At 37.3% G+C, this 17,354-nt stretch carries 19 protein-coding genes; 12 read left to right on the top strand and 7 right to left on the bottom strand.

The features are described 5' to 3' along the window. Nucleotides 1-23 precede the first annotated feature (23 nt). The 3 genes from B5X53_RS13605 to B5X53_RS13595 all read left to right on the top strand — a co-directional run bounded on the left by B5X53_RS13605 (nucleotide 24) and on the right by B5X53_RS13595 (nucleotide 2,755). Nucleotides 24-1,229 carry a hypothetical protein gene (locus B5X53_RS13605; protein WP_079713767.1) on the top strand — a complete coding sequence of 402 codons (1,206 nt, stop codon included), beginning with the start codon at nucleotides 24-26 and terminating at the stop codon, nucleotides 1,227-1,229. A 143-nt stretch (nucleotides 1,230-1,372) separates the two neighbouring features. Continuing rightward, on the top strand, nucleotides 1,373-1,717 hold the full coding sequence (locus tag B5X53_RS13600) for a T9SS type A sorting domain-containing protein (protein ID WP_079713766.1): 345 nt from the start codon (nucleotides 1,373-1,375) through the stop codon (nucleotides 1,715-1,717). A gap of 60 nt (nucleotides 1,718-1,777) precedes the next feature. Continuing rightward, nucleotides 1,778-2,755 carry a LuxE/PaaK family acyltransferase gene (locus B5X53_RS13595; protein WP_079713765.1) on the top strand — a complete coding sequence of 326 codons (978 nt, stop codon included), beginning with the start codon at nucleotides 1,778-1,780 and terminating at the stop codon, nucleotides 2,753-2,755. Nucleotides 2,756-2,996: 241 nt separating this feature from the next. On the opposite strand, the gene tyrS is transcribed toward B5X53_RS13595, so the two are convergent. Continuing rightward, complete coding sequence (gene tyrS / locus B5X53_RS13590; RefSeq protein ID WP_079713764.1) at nucleotides 2,997-4,292, bottom strand: tyrosine--tRNA ligase; 1,296 nt, start codon at nucleotides 4,290-4,292, stop codon at nucleotides 2,997-2,999. A gap of 177 nt (nucleotides 4,293-4,469) precedes the next feature. On the opposite strand from tyrS, the gene B5X53_RS13585 reads away from it, so the two are divergent. Beyond that, entirely contained in the window at nucleotides 4,470-5,483 is a 1,014-nt protein-coding gene (locus B5X53_RS13585) for an NAD-dependent epimerase/dehydratase family protein (protein ID WP_079713763.1), read from the top strand. Here the strand turns inward: B5X53_RS13585 and B5X53_RS13580 are convergent. Genes B5X53_RS13580 through B5X53_RS13570 form a run of 3 tightly spaced genes read right to left on the bottom strand, consistent with a single transcriptional unit; the run spans nucleotide 5,480 to nucleotide 8,089 of the window. After that, complete coding sequence (locus B5X53_RS13580) at nucleotides 5,480-6,013, bottom strand: DUF4296 domain-containing protein (RefSeq protein WP_159447906.1); 534 nt, start codon at nucleotides 6,011-6,013, stop codon at nucleotides 5,480-5,482. The two genes, B5X53_RS13585 and B5X53_RS13580, sit on opposite strands and share 4 nt — an antisense overlap. A 1-nt stretch (nucleotide 6,014) precedes the next feature. Continuing rightward, nucleotides 6,015-7,358, bottom strand: a complete 1,344-nt coding sequence (locus B5X53_RS13575; protein WP_079713761.1) for a dihydroorotase — start codon at nucleotides 7,356-7,358, stop codon at nucleotides 6,015-6,017. Further along, a complete protein-coding gene (locus B5X53_RS13570) occupies nucleotides 7,355-8,089 on the bottom strand; it encodes a polyprenol monophosphomannose synthase (protein WP_079713760.1) in 735 nt (244 codons plus the stop codon). The genes B5X53_RS13575 and B5X53_RS13570 overlap by 4 nt, the downstream gene beginning before the upstream one ends. Nucleotides 8,090-8,174: 85 nt before the next feature. Between B5X53_RS13570 and B5X53_RS13565 the strand changes: the two genes are divergently transcribed. Next, entirely contained in the window at nucleotides 8,175-8,852 is a 678-nt protein-coding gene (locus tag B5X53_RS13565; RefSeq protein ID WP_317042326.1) for a DUF4271 domain-containing protein, read from the top strand. A gap of 28 nt (nucleotides 8,853-8,880) precedes the next feature. Next, nucleotides 8,881-9,627, top strand: coding sequence for a uroporphyrinogen-III synthase (locus B5X53_RS13560; protein ID WP_079713758.1), 747 nt, complete (start codon nucleotides 8,881-8,883; stop codon nucleotides 9,625-9,627). Nucleotides 9,628-9,753: 126 nt separating this feature from the next. On the opposite strand, the gene pckA is transcribed toward B5X53_RS13560, so the two are convergent. Together pckA and B5X53_RS13550 are read right to left on the bottom strand one after the other, a co-directional pair. Then, nucleotides 9,754-11,355: a phosphoenolpyruvate carboxykinase (ATP) gene (pckA, locus tag B5X53_RS13555; RefSeq protein WP_079713757.1), complete on the bottom strand. Its 1,602-nt coding sequence runs from the start codon at nucleotides 11,353-11,355 to the stop codon at nucleotides 9,754-9,756. Between the two features lie 75 nt (nucleotides 11,356-11,430). Continuing rightward, nucleotides 11,431-11,820: a DUF423 domain-containing protein gene (locus B5X53_RS13550; protein ID WP_079713756.1), complete on the bottom strand. Its 390-nt coding sequence runs from the start codon at nucleotides 11,818-11,820 to the stop codon at nucleotides 11,431-11,433. A gap of 68 nt (nucleotides 11,821-11,888) precedes the next feature. Here B5X53_RS13550 and B5X53_RS13545 point away from each other — a divergent pair, with 68 nt between their 5' ends. The 4 genes from B5X53_RS13545 (at nucleotide 11,889) to B5X53_RS13530 (ending at nucleotide 14,852) form a co-directional block, all read left to right on the top strand. Continuing rightward, nucleotides 11,889-13,262: a saccharopine dehydrogenase family protein gene (locus tag B5X53_RS13545; RefSeq protein WP_079713755.1), complete on the top strand. Its 1,374-nt coding sequence runs from the start codon at nucleotides 11,889-11,891 to the stop codon at nucleotides 13,260-13,262. A 51-nt stretch (nucleotides 13,263-13,313) separates the two neighbouring features. Then, nucleotides 13,314-13,784 (top strand): Lrp/AsnC ligand binding domain-containing protein, encoded by a 471-nt coding sequence (locus tag B5X53_RS13540; RefSeq protein WP_079713754.1) that lies wholly within the window; start codon nucleotides 13,314-13,316, stop codon nucleotides 13,782-13,784. A 43-nt stretch (nucleotides 13,785-13,827) separates the two neighbouring features. Further along, complete coding sequence (locus B5X53_RS13535; protein ID WP_079713753.1) at nucleotides 13,828-14,142, top strand: hypothetical protein; 315 nt, start codon at nucleotides 13,828-13,830, stop codon at nucleotides 14,140-14,142. Nucleotides 14,143-14,321: 179 nt separating this feature from the next. Next, nucleotides 14,322-14,852, top strand: coding sequence for a ferritin (locus tag B5X53_RS13530; RefSeq protein WP_079713752.1), 531 nt, complete (start codon nucleotides 14,322-14,324; stop codon nucleotides 14,850-14,852). A gap of 109 nt (nucleotides 14,853-14,961) precedes the next feature. On the opposite strand, the gene B5X53_RS13525 is transcribed toward B5X53_RS13530, so the two are convergent. Continuing rightward, the gene (locus B5X53_RS13525; protein ID WP_079713751.1) at nucleotides 14,962-15,648 is read right to left on the bottom strand and encodes a zinc metallopeptidase; all 687 of its coding nucleotides are present in this window, start codon (nucleotides 15,646-15,648) and stop codon (nucleotides 14,962-14,964) included. 217 nt (nucleotides 15,649-15,865) lie between these two features. Between B5X53_RS13525 and pyrH the strand changes: the two genes are divergently transcribed. Both pyrH and frr read left to right on the top strand, forming a co-directional pair. Continuing rightward, the gene (gene pyrH / locus B5X53_RS13520) at nucleotides 15,866-16,573 is read left to right on the top strand and encodes a UMP kinase (protein ID WP_079713750.1); all 708 of its coding nucleotides are present in this window, start codon (nucleotides 15,866-15,868) and stop codon (nucleotides 16,571-16,573) included. Between the two features lie 30 nt (nucleotides 16,574-16,603). Beyond that, entirely contained in the window at nucleotides 16,604-17,158 is a 555-nt protein-coding gene (gene frr, locus B5X53_RS13515; RefSeq protein WP_079713749.1) for a ribosome recycling factor, read from the top strand. The last annotated feature ends 196 nt before the right edge of the window (nucleotides 17,159-17,354 follow it).

The raw sequence follows: 17,354 nt of genomic DNA, 5'->3' as shown, positions 1-17,354 counted from the left end.
TAACCACAACTAAATTTTAAATTATGAAAAAACCAATTTTAAAAACCCTTTTTGTACTGTCTTTACTTGCAGGATTTACATCTTGTAGCAGTGATGATGATGGATTACAGCCAACTGATGATGTGGATGACATTGCCACAGATGATGACAACGGAGGAGGTGATGATGGCGTACTACAGGGAACTGTTCTCGAAGGCGACATCACCGAAGATCTTTTAGTTGAAACAGGAGATTACTCCTTAAGAGGAGCAGTTACTGTAAAAGACGGAGCGACATTAACTATCCAACAAGGTTCTACATTTACTGTTACGGCTGAAGACCAGGAAGCAGGAGTAAACCTTGTTTTTGTTGAACAAGGCGGAAGGATCGTAGCCGAAGGAACAGCTTCACAACCAATTGTATTTACTTCTGAAAACCAAAATTCAGAAGGTGGTGATGGAGACTGGGGAGGAATTGGAATTCACGGTCGTGCCAGAATGAACGCACCGGGAGGTGAATCACAATCTGAAGCTGGGCAATTACCTTATGGGGGTGAAGACGATGAAGACGATTCTGGAGTGCTTCGCTATGTCCGTGTAGAATATGCCGGTCAGGCATCTTCTGATGGCCAATTTGAATTCAATGCCTTTTCATTTTTCGCAGTAGGTAGCGGTACAGTAGTAGAAAACTGTGAAGCATTTGAAGGTGCGGATGACGGGTTTGAATTCTATGGGGGTACTGTTAATGCCACAAATATCTCTGCAGTAGGCATGGAAGATGATTCTATAGACTGGGACGAAGGTTACAGAGGTACCATTGACAACGCGGTAATTTACCAGTATGATGGTACAGGCGACTTTGCTTTTGAATTAGCCAGCAGAAGTGGTGAGAACAATGCAACACCACGTGCAAAACCTACGGTAAGCAATGTGACTTTAAGAGGTCACAACAGAGAAGGAAAAGCCGCTTTTGATCTTAAACAAGGAACCGGTGGAGTTTTTGACAACATCGTTGGATATAACTACGAAACTATGATATTCGTCAACGATCAACTTCAGGAGGTGGAAAATGGAGATCTGGAATTCACCAATACTCATTTCTACGACTACACAAACCTGGTAGTAAATAATGTTGATGAAAGTGATATCGTAGAGGAATTAATCTCAATGAACGAAGAAGCAACCGGAGCAGATTTATCTGAATTTGAGGGTTGGACAAGATTCGATGCGATGGGAGGATTCGAAGAATAGCTTATTTAAATTTATTAGCCAAAGAAAAAAGCTGCCCTCACACGGCAGCTTTTTTTAATATAACATTAAGATTAATTACACAATAAATCTGGCATCGTTTTTGAAATTTTATTGTAGTTTTGTATAAACCTCGATAATAAAGAATGAAGCAATACTACTTCTATAGTTTCATATTAGCTATTTTCCTCACATTCTCTGCACCAAATGCGGCGTATGCGCAGGATACTACCAGCTCGGGGAATAAGACAGAAATTCCTATAGAAGGCCTATCTATTTACCCTAACCCGGTTACTAATGGAAAGGTTTATATTAGTACTTCCCAGAATAAAGAAAAAGAGATCCAGATTTACAATGTTTTGGGGAAACCAGTACAACGCACCAAATTAAGAGGAAAAGAACTTGATGTTTCGGCTCTGAGTGCAGGAATTTATATTCTAAAAATCAAAGAAGAAGAAGCCACCGCCACCAGGAAATTGGTTGTGAGATAATCCAAGCTTCAGGCATTTCTAAGATTTCTTAACTTCGCTTTTCTAAATTTAACCACAAGAATGTTATCTGAAAGAATTTTTAATATTTCTAATCAGAAAAATTTTAATGAAATTGCTCTCGAAGTATTTTCTTACCAGTTTCAGCAAAATAAGGTTTACCGGGAATTTTGCGAGTTATTAAATCGAAATCCGGGAAATGTTGCTACTCTTGAGGAGATCCCTTTTTTACCCATAGAATTCTTTAAGAAGAAAAAAGTGGTTTCGGGTACAAATTCAGAAGAAATCATTTTCACCAGCAGCGGAACTACCGGTGCCACAACCAGCAAACATTACGTAACCAATTTAAAAGTTTACGAGCAAAGTTTTTTAAAAGCTTTTGAGATTTTCTACGGAAAACCGGAAGAAATGGTTGTTTTAGCACTGCTGCCTTCCTATTTAGAGCGCCAGGGGTCTTCGCTAATTTATATGGCCGATAGGCTTATAAAACTAAGCAAACACCCTGAAAGCGGATTTTATCTGAATGATCTGGAAAGCCTTCAAAATAAGCTTACAGCATTAGATAAAAGCGAAAAAAAAACACTCCTTCTGGGCGTATCTTTTGCCTTACTCGATTTGGTTGAAAATTACGATTTTAACTTAAAAAATACTACGATAATGGAAACTGGGGGGATGAAAGGTCGGCGCAAGGAAATGATTAGGGAAGAACTTCATCAAGTACTTTCAAAAGGTTTTGGAATAGAAAAAATTCATAGTGAATACGGGATGACGGAGTTACTTTCGCAGGCATATTCAAAAGGAGATGGAATTTTTAATACTCCACCCTGGATGAAGATTCTTATTCGTGATGCCGAAGATGCCTTAAGTTACCTTCCAGCGCACAAAACGGGGGGAATCAACGTAATAGATTTGGCCAATTTTAACTCTTGTTCATTTATTGCTACCCAGGATTTAGGTAGAAAAATTCAGGAGAATCAAACCGAAATTCTTGGAAGATTTGATAATAGTGATATTCGGGGATGCAACCTGCTACTTCTATAAGCCTTCTCCTATCAACATTCGCCAATAAAAACTTAAATATCAGTACTTTATAGTTAAAGTTTACTAAAGCATGTAAATTTTCAGGACTTCTCTCGTCTTATTAAATGTAAGAATGAATTTGTGATTGAAATGATTCTTACAGGCTAAGTGAAATTTTTTCATATTAGATTGGTTAGTTAGTTGCAAGCCCCGTAGACATCCTGTTTACGGGGCTTTGTATTTTACTAATCTAACCGGCGATTTAAATTGCCCTAATAATATAGGTATTCTTCTTCCCTTTATTGATAATTACATATTTATCATTTATAAGATCCTGGGAAGTAATGGTGTAATTTTCTTTTATCTTTTCCTTATTAACAGAAACTGAATTCTCTTTTAACGCTCTTCTGGCTTCGCCATTGGATTGCAGGAAATTGGTTTTAGCCGATAAAGCCGCGATCATATCTAAGCCTTCTTCTATTTCAGTTTTAGCTATTTCAGCTTGGGGTACGCCTTCAAAAACATCTAAAAATGTAGCTTCATTCAAAGATTTTAAATCGGCTGCGGTACTTTTTCCAAAGAGAACTTCAGATGCTTTTACAGCATTCTCATAATCTTCGCGGGAATGAACCATTACCGTAATTTCTTCGGCTAAAGTTTTTTGAAGCACACGCTTATGAGGCGCTTCTTTATGCTCTTCAATAAGCCTTTCTATTTCGGTTTTACTTAGTAAAGTAAATATCTTGATATACTTTTCAGCATCATCATCGCTTGTATTTAACCAGTATTGGTAGAATTTATAAGGCGAAGTACGGTTTGGGTCTAACCAAACATTTCCACCTTCGGTTTTTCCAAATTTAGTACCATCGGCTTTGGTAATCAGTGGGCAGGTTAATGCGTAGCCTTTTCCATTTCCAATACGGCGAATCATCTCGGTACCCGTCGTGATATTTCCCCATTGATCACTGCCTCCCATTTGCAGGGAACAATCTTTTTCTCTGAATAAATGTAGAAAATCGTATCCCTGAACTAACTGATAAGTAAATTCGGTAAAAGACATTCCTTCAGCAGCATCAGAAGACAAACGCTTTTTCACCGAATCTTTGGCCATCATATAATTTACGGTGATATGTTTCCCAACATCCCGAATAAATTCAAGGAAACTGAAATTTTTCATCCAGTCGTAATTATTCACCATTTCGGCTGCATTTTCCTCTTCTTTACCAAATTCAAGGAACTTAGAAAGCTGGTTTTTTATAGCTTGCTGATTGTGGCGTAAAGTTTTTTCGTCAAGTAAATTCCGCTCTGCAGATTTCCCCGAGGGATCGCCAATCATACCCGTAGCTCCACCAACTAAAGCAAAAGGTTTGTGTCCGCAAAGCTGAAAATGTCTAAGCATCATCACGCTCACAAGGTGGCCAATATGCAGGGAATCGGCCGTAGGATCAATTCCAACATAAGCAGCGCGCATTCCTTCTTTTAGGTGTTCTTCGGTCCCCGGCATAACATCGTGCAACATCCCTCTCCAGGTAAGTTCTTCTACAAAATTCTTATTCATAATTCAAATAATTTTGCTCAAAAATAATAGTAAATAAGCTCGGAGCAAGTACCCGAGGTAGTTTTAAGAAATAAAATTTTTAATTTCTTGGATAATCTCGAGGATTTTAATCTCGATTATCGGGTAAAGATACCATAAACTCTTATTTTTCCTAAGTGGTTTTGGTATATTTACCCCATGATTTTAGTTACAGGCGGCACCGGATTGGTGGGTTCACACTTATTGCTGAATTTATTAAAAGCCGGGAAAGAAGTAAGGGCCCTTCATAGAAAAAACAGCGATCTTGTTGCAGTTGAGCACGTGTTCAATTATTATACTTCTACTGAAGAAGCAAAGTCTCTATTTCGGCAAATTGAATGGTTTGAAGCCGATATCACCAATATCCCACAACTCAACAAAGCTTTTGAGAATATAAAATATGTTTATCACTGCGCCGCACTTGTTTCCTTTGATCCTGGAGATGATAAAAAACTTCGAAAAATAAATATTGAAGGCACTGCAAATATTGTAAACCTTTGTGTGGCCTTTAAAATTGAAAAACTTTGCTATGTAAGTAGTGTTGCGGCATTGGGCAGGAGTTTAAACAAGAAAGAAATTACTGAGCGTGTAATGTGGAATCCCGAAGAAGACCATAGCGATTATGCTATTTCTAAATACGGTGCCGAAATTGAAACCTGGAGAGGTTCCCAGGAAGACGTGCCTACTGTAATTGTAAAACCCGGAATAATTATTGGCCCGGGATTTTGGAAAGAAGGTACAGGACAAATTTTTTCGAAAATTGATAAGGGAATGAACTATCATTTTCCTAAAATAGCGGGGTTTGTTGGGGTAAAAGATGTAGTAAATGTGATGCAACAGCTTATGGAGGCTGAAATAAAAAATGAAGCTTATATCCTGGTTTCTGAAAATATGAGTTTTAAAGCTGTTTTTGAACAAACTGCAACCGAATTAAATAAACCTGCACCTAAAAAAGCGCTCAAAAAATGGATGCTTTGGGTAGGTTGGATTTTTCAGAAAATAGGTGGATTCTTTGGAGCTAAAAGACAAATAACCAAAAACACAGTAAACACTTTATTTCAGCATTCAAAATATTCAAATAAGAAAATTAAAGAAAGCCTAGGTTTTGAATTTACTCCTATGAAAAAGGTAATTGCTCAAACTGCTAAATTCTTCAAACAGGATAAATCTTAGTTTCGGGACCTTGGTTGTGGCAGGCTATCTAAAACTCTTCTGCCGAGCGAATCTTTTTCATTAATTAAAGAATCAGAAATTTCTTCAATTTTCCTTTCTTCCTCAGGGTTTAATGAATCTTCCTCTACTCCCAACGAATCACGCCTTACTTTTGCAATAGAATCTTTAATTTGTTGTTCCTGCTGTTGCAAGGTATCCAGTTCAACTTTTAATTTTTCGAAACGATTCTTTACACTATCGTAGATACGTTGATAAACTTCATAATTATCAGCATAATAATCGTTGCTGCGCTTAAATTGAACGCTATCTATTTCGTACTTCTCGAAAATATATTCCTGCCCCCTAATTCCCGTATTTTCAAACATGCGTTTATTAAAATTCCTGGCCGATTGCATTAAGAAAATTTCAGCAATTACATCTATCATTTTATCCTCGGGAATAAGATTTTCAGGCCTTTCGGATTTTTCAATATTTTGACAGGCAGCAAATGCAGCACATATAAAAAACAGTAAGAAAAGTTTTTTCAACATATTATCGGTCAAACTGCAAACGCTCTGCCACATTTGCAAAAGGCTGATGTTTGAAATTTTTATACACCAAATTACCATTCACAAAAGTATGTGTAACCCGGGACTTAAAGGTTACACCCTCAAAAGGAGACCAGCCACATTTATACTGAATATTATCTGGTTGTACTGCCCATGGTGCGTTAAGATCTACCAGCACCAAATCGGCTTTATAACCTTCACGAATGAATCCGCGATCTTTAATATCAAACAAAATAGCCGGGTTGTGGCACATTTTTTCTACAATCTTTTCTAAAGAAATCTTCTCCTGGTGATGAAACTGCAACATTGCAGCAAGAGAATGTTGCACCATCGGGCCACCACTTGGGGCCTTTGTGTACACATTTTTCTTTTCTTCTTTAGTGTGCGGAGCGTGGTCTGTAGCTACAACATCCAAAAGGTCGTCATTCAAAGCTTTCATTAAAGCATCCTGATCTTGTTTGGTTTTAACCGCAGGATTCCATTTAATCAAGGTTCCTTTCTTCTTATAATCAGAATCGTTGAACCAGAGGTGGTGTATACAAACCTCAGCCGTAATCTTTTTATCTTTGAGTTTTTTCTTATTGCTGAATAAACTCAGCTCTTTTGCTGTAGAAACGTGAAAAACGTGTAATCTCGCGCCGGTTTTTTTGGCCAGTGCCACCGCCCTGGCAGATGATTTATAACAAGCCTCTTCGCTTCTAATTTGGGGGTGCAATTCAATTGGAATATCGTCGCCGTAGCGTTCTATATATTCATCCAGATTCTTTTTAATAGTTGCTTCGTCTTCACAATGCACCGCGATAAGCAAAGGAGATTTTGAAAAAATTTGTTCTAATGCTTTTTCATCGTCTACCAGCATATTCCCCGTAGATGAACCTAAAAACAACTTTAAAGCTGCCGTAGTTTTAGGATCTACTTTTAGAATTTCTTCCAGGTTATCGTTTGTACCACCAAACATAAAAGAGTAATTGGCATAAGATCTTTCTGCCGCCAACTCAAATTTCTTTTCTAATTCTTCTATAGTGGTGGTTTGTGGGAGCGTGTTAGGCATTTCTATAAAAGAAGTGATTCCGCCGGCCACAGCTGCCCGAGATCCCATTTCTATATTTTCTTTATGAGTAAGCCCGGGTTCCCTAAAATGCACCTGATCGTCTATTACACCGGGTAATAAATGCGTTCCTTCGGCATCAAAAATTTGTACATCAGGCGATTTGGCACTAATGCTTTCGGCAATTTCTACAATTATTCCACCTTCAATAAAAACATCGGCTTCTTTAATTTTACCCTCGTTTACAATCTTCGCGTTTTTGATTAAGACTTTCTTCATTTCAATTTAATCTGCTTAAAAAGACTTTTAATCTTCATTATTATTACCCCAAAAATGGCTTCGGAAATTATGGAGCCACTCATTTTTGAAGTTCCTCGTGTTCTATCTGTGAAGATTACGGGGACTTCTTCTAAATTATATTTCAGTAAATATGCTTTAAACTTCATTTCTATCTGAAAGGCATAGCCCACAAACTGTATGCTGTCCAGATCTATAGTTTCCAACACCTTTCTTTTATAACAAACAAAACCGGCTGTGGTATCATGAATATCCATTCCGGTAATAAATCTTACATATTTAGATGCCAACCAGGATAATAAAACCCTGCTCATAGGCCAGTTAATTACATTAACCCCGGTTTTATAACGGGAACCTATGGCAACATCAGCATTATTCCTTTTGCAGGTATTGTATAACCTAATAAGATCGTTAGGATTATGAGAAAAATCGGCATCCATCTCAAAAACATACTCGTAATCCCTTTGCAGCGCCCATTTAAAACCGTGAATGTAAGCTGTTCCCAAACCTAATTTCCCCATTCTTTCTTCAAGAAAAAGACCTTCGTGAAATTCGGCCTGCAGTGTTCTTACCAGGGTTGCAGTGCCATCGGGAGAATTATCATCTACTACCAAAATATGAAATTGTGTATGTTGAGAAAACACGTTTCTAACCAGTCGCTCAATGTTTTCAATTTCATTAAAGGTGGGTACAATGACTATCCCCTTTACCATCTTACCAATTTTTGCACAAATGTATGCATTTTAAATCTTCGTTTCGCGGCATCACCTTCAAGTTTTAACCTCAAAATAATTATACATTTGCAAAAAAGTTTTAATCCTGGAAGCCATAGAAAGACATATTGTTTCACTAGACTGGATCACCCTAACGTTAATGGGTGCATTTCTATTACTGGCTACTGTAAGAACAGCATATCCACAACGTTTTGAGGATTTTCTTTCACTGCTTTCCTCTAACAAATTTATGATGTTTAGAGGAAAGAAGAACAAGGCTTTTCATCCTTTTAACATTTTGCTTTTTTTTGTTCATCTCATCTCCTTTTCGCTGCTTTTCTACCTGTTTTTCAGTTTCTTTTGGAAGGATACAACTTTAAATCCGGCTTTTGTTTTTATACGTATTGCCACCGCTTATGGCAGTTTTGTACTACTAAAATTTGGGCTGGAAAAGATAGTTGGCAACGTCTTTGATTTAGACCCACAAATAGATTCTTACCTCTATCAAAAAATTAGCTACCGCAATTTCATAGGACTTATATTATTAATTCCCAGCTTAATATTCGTTTATACCTTTACTCCTACCGCTTTTGCCCTATATACTTTATTGGGTATTTTAGTCCTAAGCAATTTTTTTAGCCTGTTATTGATTTACCGCGAAAATCAAACCCTTATTACTGGCAATTGGTTTTATTTTATTTTGTACCTTTGCGCTCTCGAAATTGCCCCCTATATTATTTTGTACAAGCTAATTACAATTTAAACTAAGGACCAAATAAAAGTATTGATATATGAAAGTGAAAACAATTTTAGTTTCCCAGCCCGAACCTAAAGTAGAGAACTCTCCTTATTTTGAGCTTGAGGAAAAACAAAAAGTAAAAATTGATTTCATCCCTTTTATTCACGTAGAAGGTGTCTCTTCTAAAGAAGTACGCCAGCAAAAAGTAGATCTTACCAAATATTCTGCAATTATTCTTACCAGCCGTAATGCTGTTGATCATTTTTTTAGAATTGCCGAAGAATTGCGTTTTAAGGTGCCAGACACCCTAAAATACTTTTGTTTGAGTGAAGCTGTAGCTTATTATTTACAAAAATATGTGGTTTACCGCAAGCGGAAAATTTATGTTGGGAAAAGAACTTTTGCCGATCTTTCTCCGCTTATTAAGAAATATAAGAACGAGAAGTTTTTATTACCATCTTCAGATATGCTGAAGCCAGATGTACCTAAAACACTAGATAAATTAGGTGTTGAATGGAAACAGGCTACTTTTTATAAAACTGTAGTAAGTGACCTTTCTAATCTACGCGACGTAACTTATGACATCCTGGTATTCTTTAGCCCAAGCGGAATCAAATCTTTATTTGAGAATTTCCCAGATTTTGAGCAGAAAGAAACTAAAATTGCAGTGTTTGGCAATACCACAATAAAGGCCGCTAAAGAACACGGTTTAACCGTAAATATTAAAGCGCCAACTCCAGATACACCATCTATGACGATGGCCCTGCAAAAATATATTGCGGAAGCAAACAAAAAATAATTCATAGAAGAATTTTAAACCTCACTTAGTGAATTAAGATTACCTTCCATTTATATTTTTTAAATAAAAAATCCGGTGCACTTTACACCGGATTTTTTTGAATCAATTAACTAATTAAAAATAATGCTAGGAGGAAGTTGGCCCGCCGGCCATAATTTCATCATTAGCATATGCTTCAAACTTTTCAAAGTTCTTTTTAAAGGAATTTGCCAACTCCCCTGCTTTTCTATCGTAAGCTGCAGTGTCTTTCCAGGTGTTTCTGGGATTTAAAACTTCCGCAGGAACATTAGGACAATTTAATGGCATTTGCAGGCCAAACATATTATGTGTATTAAATTCAGCATCTTTTAAGTCGCCATTTAGCGCAGCGCTAATCATTGCACGGGTGAATTTCAATTTCATCCGGCTTCCTGTTCCATAAGGTCCGCCGGTCCACCCAGTATTAATTAACCAAACATTTACTCCTGCTTCTTTCATTTTAGCGCTTAGCATTTCGGCATATTTGGTAGGATGCAAAGGCATAAAAGGCGCACCAAAACAAGCTGAGAAACTTGGTACGGGTTCATCAATCCCGGCCTCGGTCCCTGCCACTTTTGCGGTATAACCACTAATAAAATGATAAGCCGCCTGGCCGGGTGTAAGTTTACTTATTGGAGGTAAAACCCCAAAAGCATCAGCCGTTAAAAAGAATATATTCTTAGGATTTTCACCTACTGAAGGCACTTGAATGTTATCTATATGATGAATAGGGTAACTAACTCTTGTATTTTGGGTAATACTGGTGTCAGAAAAATCAACATTCCCCTCATCATCCAGGATTACATTTTCCAGAATAGCCCCCGGCTTGATTGCACGGTAAATATCGGGTTCGTTTTCTTCAGTAAGATTAATTACTTTAGCGTAACAGCCTCCTTCAAAATTAAAAATTGTGTTTTCCTTGGTCCAACCGTGTTCATCGTCTCCGATTAATTTTCTGTTAGGATCTGCAGATAAAGTGGTTTTCCCCGTACCTGAAAGTCCGAAAAATATTGCGGTATCACCATCTTCCCCAACATTCGCCGAGCAATGCATGGGCAGCGTATTTTTATATACCGGAAGTATAAAGTTTAAGGCTGAAAATATTCCTTTTTTAATCTCCCCGGTATAACCGGTTCCTCCAATTAAAGCAATTTTCTTACTGAAATTAAGAATAGCAAAATTTTCCTGGCGCGTGCCGTCTACTTCAGGATCTGCCTTGAAACCGGGAGCGTTCAGAATTAGCCATTCTTCCTTGAAGTTTTCAAGCTCATTTTCTTCCGGCCTTAAAAACATATTATATGCAAACATATTAGACCAGGGATATTCACTTACCACCCTAATATTTAAGCGGTATTTTTCTTCGGCACAAGCATAGGCATCGCGAGCGTAGATTTCCTTATTAGATAGGTACTCGGCAACCTTATCGTAAAGTTTATCGAACTTGGCAACATCAAACGGAATATTGATATCTCCCCACCAAACTTTGTCGCAGGTGATTTCATCTTTTACAATAAAACGATCTTTTGGAGATCTACCGGTAAAAGCTCCAGTGTTAATAGCTAAGGCGCCAGAATTTGTTTCGGTACCAAGGCCATGTTCTAAAGTATCGTAATGAAGTTCTTCAGGAGATAACTGGTAATGTACCGTTGCATTTTTGATCCCGTAGCTTTCTAACGAAATCGTTTTCGTAGTTTGGGTGTTTGCAAACATAAATTTAAAGTGTGTGGTTTGTTATGAGTACAAAATTATAAATCTTATACAGATAAACTGCTAAACTTTCTTAAATTATTTCGTCTTTATTTTTACAAATTCTACCAGTAAAAAAATCCATGCGGCTATTAATAGCGTGCCTCCCAGAGGGGTGACTAATGCAATACCCGTAAAATCTATAGTTGTTAAATTATTCGTAGCGAGTAAATATATAGATCCAGAAAAGCAAATTACGCCAAATAAAAGCAGAAAAAATATTGGTTTTTGAAAGCGAAATGAATGCATTTTAAAACCTCCTATAAAAAGTAACAATAAGCCATGATACATTTGATATTTTACTCCGGTTTCAAAAGATTCCCTGGCTGTTTCATCTAGTAGCGGTTTTAAACCATGTGCACCAAAAGCACCAATTATTACCGCTAAAAGTCCAAAAATTACCCCTGTTATTAAAAATTTCCTATTCATTTGGGTTATTTTTTATGAGTTAAAGATTTAATACATTCGTAAACAACTACACAAAACTAATTTATTTTATGAACAACATTTTAATAATCGGGGCGGGAAAATCTACTTCTGTCCTAATCGATCATCTTTTGTCCAAAGCCGGGACCGAAGATCTCTTTTTAAGAATTGGAGATATTGAGCTTGAAAATGCTAAAAATGCCTGCGGAAGCAAACAGCATTGCGAAGCTTTTCATTTAGATGTTTTTAGTGCTGAAAGCAGGGAAAATGCAGTTAAAAGTGCAGATATCGTAATTTCCATGCTTCCGGCGAGATTTCATATTGAAGTTGCCAAAGCCTGCGTGAAGTTCAAAAAGAATATGGTGACCGCTTCTTATATTAGTAAAGAAATGAAAGCTTTAGATGAAGAAGTAAAGGAAAACGGACTCATATTTATGAATGAAATTGGGGTTGATCCCGGGATTGACCATATGAGTGCGATGCAGGTTATAGACCGTATCCGGGATAAAGGCGGAAATTTACTTTTATTTGAATCTTTTACCGGCGGCCTCGTTGCTCCTGAAAGTGATACCAATTTATGGAACTACAAATTTACCTGGAATCCCAGGAATGTTGTAGTTGCGGGGCAAGGCGGTGTAGCCGAATTTATTCAGGAAGGAAAATACAAATACATTCCATATCACCGTCTATTTAGAAGAACCGAATTCCTGCACATCGAAGGTTACGGTAAATTTGAAGGTTATGCCAATAGAAATTCGCTGGATTATATGAGTATTTACGGTCTGGAAGACGTACTTACCTTGTACCGCGGTACCATCAGAAGGGTTGGCTTCAGCCGGGCGTGGAATATGTTTGTTCAGCTTGGAATGACCGACGATAGCTTTACTATGAAAGATTCAGAAAATATGAGCTATCGCGATTTTGTGAATTCCTTTCTCCCTTATTCACCTACCGATACTGTAGAACTTAAACTTCGGCATAACCTGAAGATAGATCAGGACGATGTCATGTGGGAAAAACTATTGGAGCTGGATTTATTTAATAAAGACAAAAAAATAGGAATTAAAAATGCCACGCCTGCCCAAGCCCTGCAAAAGATTTTAATGGACAAATGGAGCCTCGCGCCAGATGATAAAGATATGATTGTGATGTACCATAAATTTGGTTACGAATTAAATGGTGAGAAAAAACAGATAGACGCAACCATGGTGCATATCGGGAAAGACCAAACTGAAACCGCGATGGCAAAAACGGTTGGGCTTCCAGTGGCAATTGCTACTTTAAAAATTTTAAAGGGCGAAATTACCACACCCGGCGTTCAGCTTCCTATTAAGAAAGAGGTTTATGAACCCATCCTTAAAGAATTAGAGAAACACGATATTATTTTTAAAGAAAAAGAGACTGAATATTTGGGCTACAACCCTTTTGGAGAGGTGGGAAATTAAATTTTTGAATTCAATTTGCTACTTTAGCTCTTTAACTAATAAACCTCCCAGATGAAAGTTGTAAATGAAACTGTTGTTATAGATGGTATAGATAAGACCATCCTGAATTTCTTAATGGAAGATGCCAAAAAATCTATCCTTGAAATTGCCAGGAATATTGGGATTACCGGAGCAGCAGTTCACCAGCGGTTACGTAAACTGGAGAAAGCAGGTTTAATTGAAGGCTCTAAACTTATGATAAACCCCCGCATGCTTGGTTATAAAACCATGGCCTTTGTGGGGGTATATTTGGATAAGGCGGTTAGTAATCCGCAGGCTGTAAAACAACTCAGCCAAATTCCCGAAGTAATTGAGTGCCACTACACCACAGGAAACTGGTCTATTTTTATTAAAATATTGTGCAGGGATAACGAGCATTTAATGAATGTGCTCAATAAAGATATCCAGGCTATAGAAGGGGTTTCGAGAACAGAAACCTTTATTTCGTTAAATCAGCAAATAAAAAGGCAAATCAAAATTTAATTCTTTGGATTTATTCTAAATAAGAATTAATTTTGGCGGCAGCATGAAAGTATTACACCAATCTCAATTCTTTACTTCTTATCAATGTGATAAGCAACGGTGCTTTTTCATTGAATTTCCGCATAAAACCATTCAGCTGGGTTTTTGCCAGTTTTTAGCCTTTAGACAACAGGTTAAGGAAATAAACCTTGATTCCCATTTTAACGGGCAAAACCATCACGGGTTGGAAATGCTTATGCTTTGCAATCGGCAACACTTTTTTGTTTTTAATACCTTAGAATGCATAGACCTTAAAGAATTTATTACCGGTTCTTTCGCTATGCTAGAACTAAATTCCCTGCTTACCACTTCAGTTTAATCTATTTCACTTTAGACTACTTCTAAATTCTATACACAATTAGGTTGTTAGTCTCTATTTGGCTAATTTTATAGAAAATGACTAATAAAACCGGTATGATGCCGGTAGCAAAAGTTGGCGAGGTATAAGGCAATGAATTAGACCTGTACCAAGCCGCTATAGAGTTAAAATATAAAGAAATGAAAGATTTAGTAAGACAAAATTTGAGTATCCATGTAGATGTAATGGATCTTTTAAATAAACAAATTGAAAAAGAAGCACACTCGTCATCAGCTTATTTAGCTATGGCATCCTGGTGCGATCACAATGCCCTTTCTAATAGCGCCGATTTCTTTTACGAGCAGGCTGCAGAAGAAAGAGAGCATATGATGAAGATCTTTAGATTTATTAACGATAACGGCGGTACCGCTTATTCTCCTGAAGTTAGTGGCGTAAACCACGATTTCAAATCTTTGGAGGAAATCTTTGAAACTGCTTTAGACCAGGAAATTGCTATCACCAAATCAATTCACAATATTGTAGGAAAATGCCGAAAGCTAAACGATTATACCACCGAATATTTTCTACAGTGGTTTATAGCAGAACAAATGGAAGAAGAGCAAACAATGCGCCGTGCGCTAGAGTTATTTGATCTTATGGGCACTGAAGGCCTGGGCCTTAAATTACTGGATGAGCGTATTCCGCAAATTAGAAATAAAAGTACAGAATAAAACTAACAGCATTATCCTGAATTTATTTCGGGATCTAACTACAATAAAAAACCCGCTTCAGCTGAAGCGGGTTTTCTTTTATAAAATTTTCCGTAGAATATTTTCAATATTAATCTCTTCCCATATAAATACTAAGGAAGTAAAGTAAAGTGGCTAAAGAACCAACGGCGGCAACAACATAAGTTCTTGCGGCCCATTTGAGGGAATCTTCGGCAGCTTCATGTTCTGGACCAGAAACCATATTTTCGGTTTCCAACCAGGCTAGAGCGCGTTTACTCGCATCATACTCTACCGGTAAAGTTATAAAACTGAATAAAGTTCCCATTCCAAACATGATAATTCCAATAAGCAATATAGTACTTCCAAGGGCAGTAGTGGCCATTAAGATTAATCCTCCAAAAATCACCCATTGTGAAAATCTTGAAGCCACGCTTACCACCGGCACTAACTGGCTTCTCATGGTTAACCAGCTATAAGCATTAGCGTGCTGAATGGCGTGACCTGTTTCGTGTGTTGCCACGGCAGCGGCTGCAGCATTTCGCTGGCTGTAAACCCCTTCAGACAGATTAATGGTTTTTTTCTGCGGATTATAATGATCTGTCAACATTCCGGGGGTGGAAATTACTTTTACATCGGTAATATTATTGTCCCGTAACATTTTCTCGGCGAGCTCTTTTCCGCTCATACCGTTTTGCAAATGCACTTCAGAGTATTTTTTAAACTTACTCTTTAATTTATTGCTTACATATAAACTCACTATAAAAATGAGTCCTGCTATAACATAATATCCTAACATTTTCTTCTCTGTTTTGTTAATCCAAAGATAGCAAAAACCTAGCCATTTGTAATCTTAATCCATGCTTGACATTTTAAAATAAACTCATAAAATTTTAACTGAAATGAAACTTAGACTCCAATAAAAAAATCAGTAATTAGCGGAAGATTGATTGTGAATATGTTATTTTACAATTTAAGATATTACCTATATTTGCACCAATCACTACAAAAAGGCTATGCATTACAAGAGAATACTATTAAAATTATCGGGAGAAGCATTAATGGGACAACGCCAATACGGCATAGATCCTGATCGGTTGGCAGAATATGCCGAAGAGATTAAACAAGTGATCGATAAGGGAATAGAAGTAGCCATTGTTATTGGCGGCGGAAATATCTTTAGAGGAGTGGCCGGAGCCAGTAAAGGAATGGATAGGGTGCAGGGAGACCATATGGGAATGCTTGCTACGGTAATTAACGGTTTAGCTTTACAAAGTGCGCTGGAAGATGCCGGAGTTCAAACCAGGCTGCAATCGGCTATAAAAATCAATGAAGTTGCTGAACCTTTTATTAGAAGAAAAGCCATGCGCCATTTAGAAAAAGGCCGCGTGGTAATTTTTGGAGGCGGAACCGGAAATCCTTATTTCACCACAGATTCTGCCGCAGTTTTAAGAGCTATTGAAATTCACGCCGATGTTATTTTAAAAGGAACACGCGTAGACGGAATTTACAATGCCGATCCTGAAAAGGATAAGAAAGCCACAAAATTCGATTTTATTTCTTTTGACGATGTGATTAGAAAAGGCCTAAAAGTAATGGATACCACGGCGTTCACCTTAAGCCAGGAAAACGAACTACCAATAATTGTTTTTGATATGAATACCCCCGGAAACCTTCTAAAAGTAGTGACCGGTGAAAGAATAGGTACAAAAGTTAATTTATAAAGATTTACGCTCAACTAATATTTTTTAAAAATGGAAGACGAAATTCAATTTATTATAGACTCTGCTAAAGAAGGCATGGACAAGGCTATTGAACACCTTAAAAAACAATTGCAAAACATTCGTGCCGGCAAAGCCAACCCTGCAATGCTTGGGAGTGTAATGGTAGAATATTATGGAGCTCAAACTCCGCTTCAACAAGTTGCCAACGTGAATACCCCAGATGCACGAACTATTTCTGTTCAGCCGTTTGAGAAAAAACTAATTCCTGAAATTGAAAAAGGAATTATGCAGGCCAACCTTGGTTTTAACCCTATGAATAATGGGGAAAATGTTATTATAAACGTTCCGCCACTAACCGAAGAACGCCGTAAACAGCTTACAAAACAGGCAAAAGCCGAGGCAGAAGATGCTAAAATTGGCGTAAGAAACGATAGAAAAACGGCAAACAACGAATTAAAAAAGCTGGATATTTCTGAAGACTTACTTAGAGATGCCGAAAACGAGGTTCAGGAATTGACTGATGCCCACATTATCCGTATTGACGCTATCCTTGAAAACAAGGAAAAAGAAATCATGACTATATAACACAAATTCAGTTTCTTATAGTAAATTACAGGCTGTTTGAGAAGTCTTGGTTTCGTCAAGCTGATTTTATTTCAGATTGCAACTTGTTATAATTCAACAGGTTATATCCTGGAACAATCCCGAAATTCCGGGACATGATGACGTTATTACCACCTCTCAAACAGCCTCTTTTAATTTAGTGCTTAATTAATTTTTG

Source organism: Salegentibacter salinarum (assembly GCF_900168115.1).
In the GTDB taxonomy this organism is placed as follows: domain Bacteria; phylum Bacteroidota; class Bacteroidia; order Flavobacteriales; family Flavobacteriaceae; genus Salegentibacter; species Salegentibacter salinarum.
The sequence above is the reverse complement of the archived record's forward strand: the minus strand, read 5'-3'. Positions and strand labels throughout refer to the sequence as shown.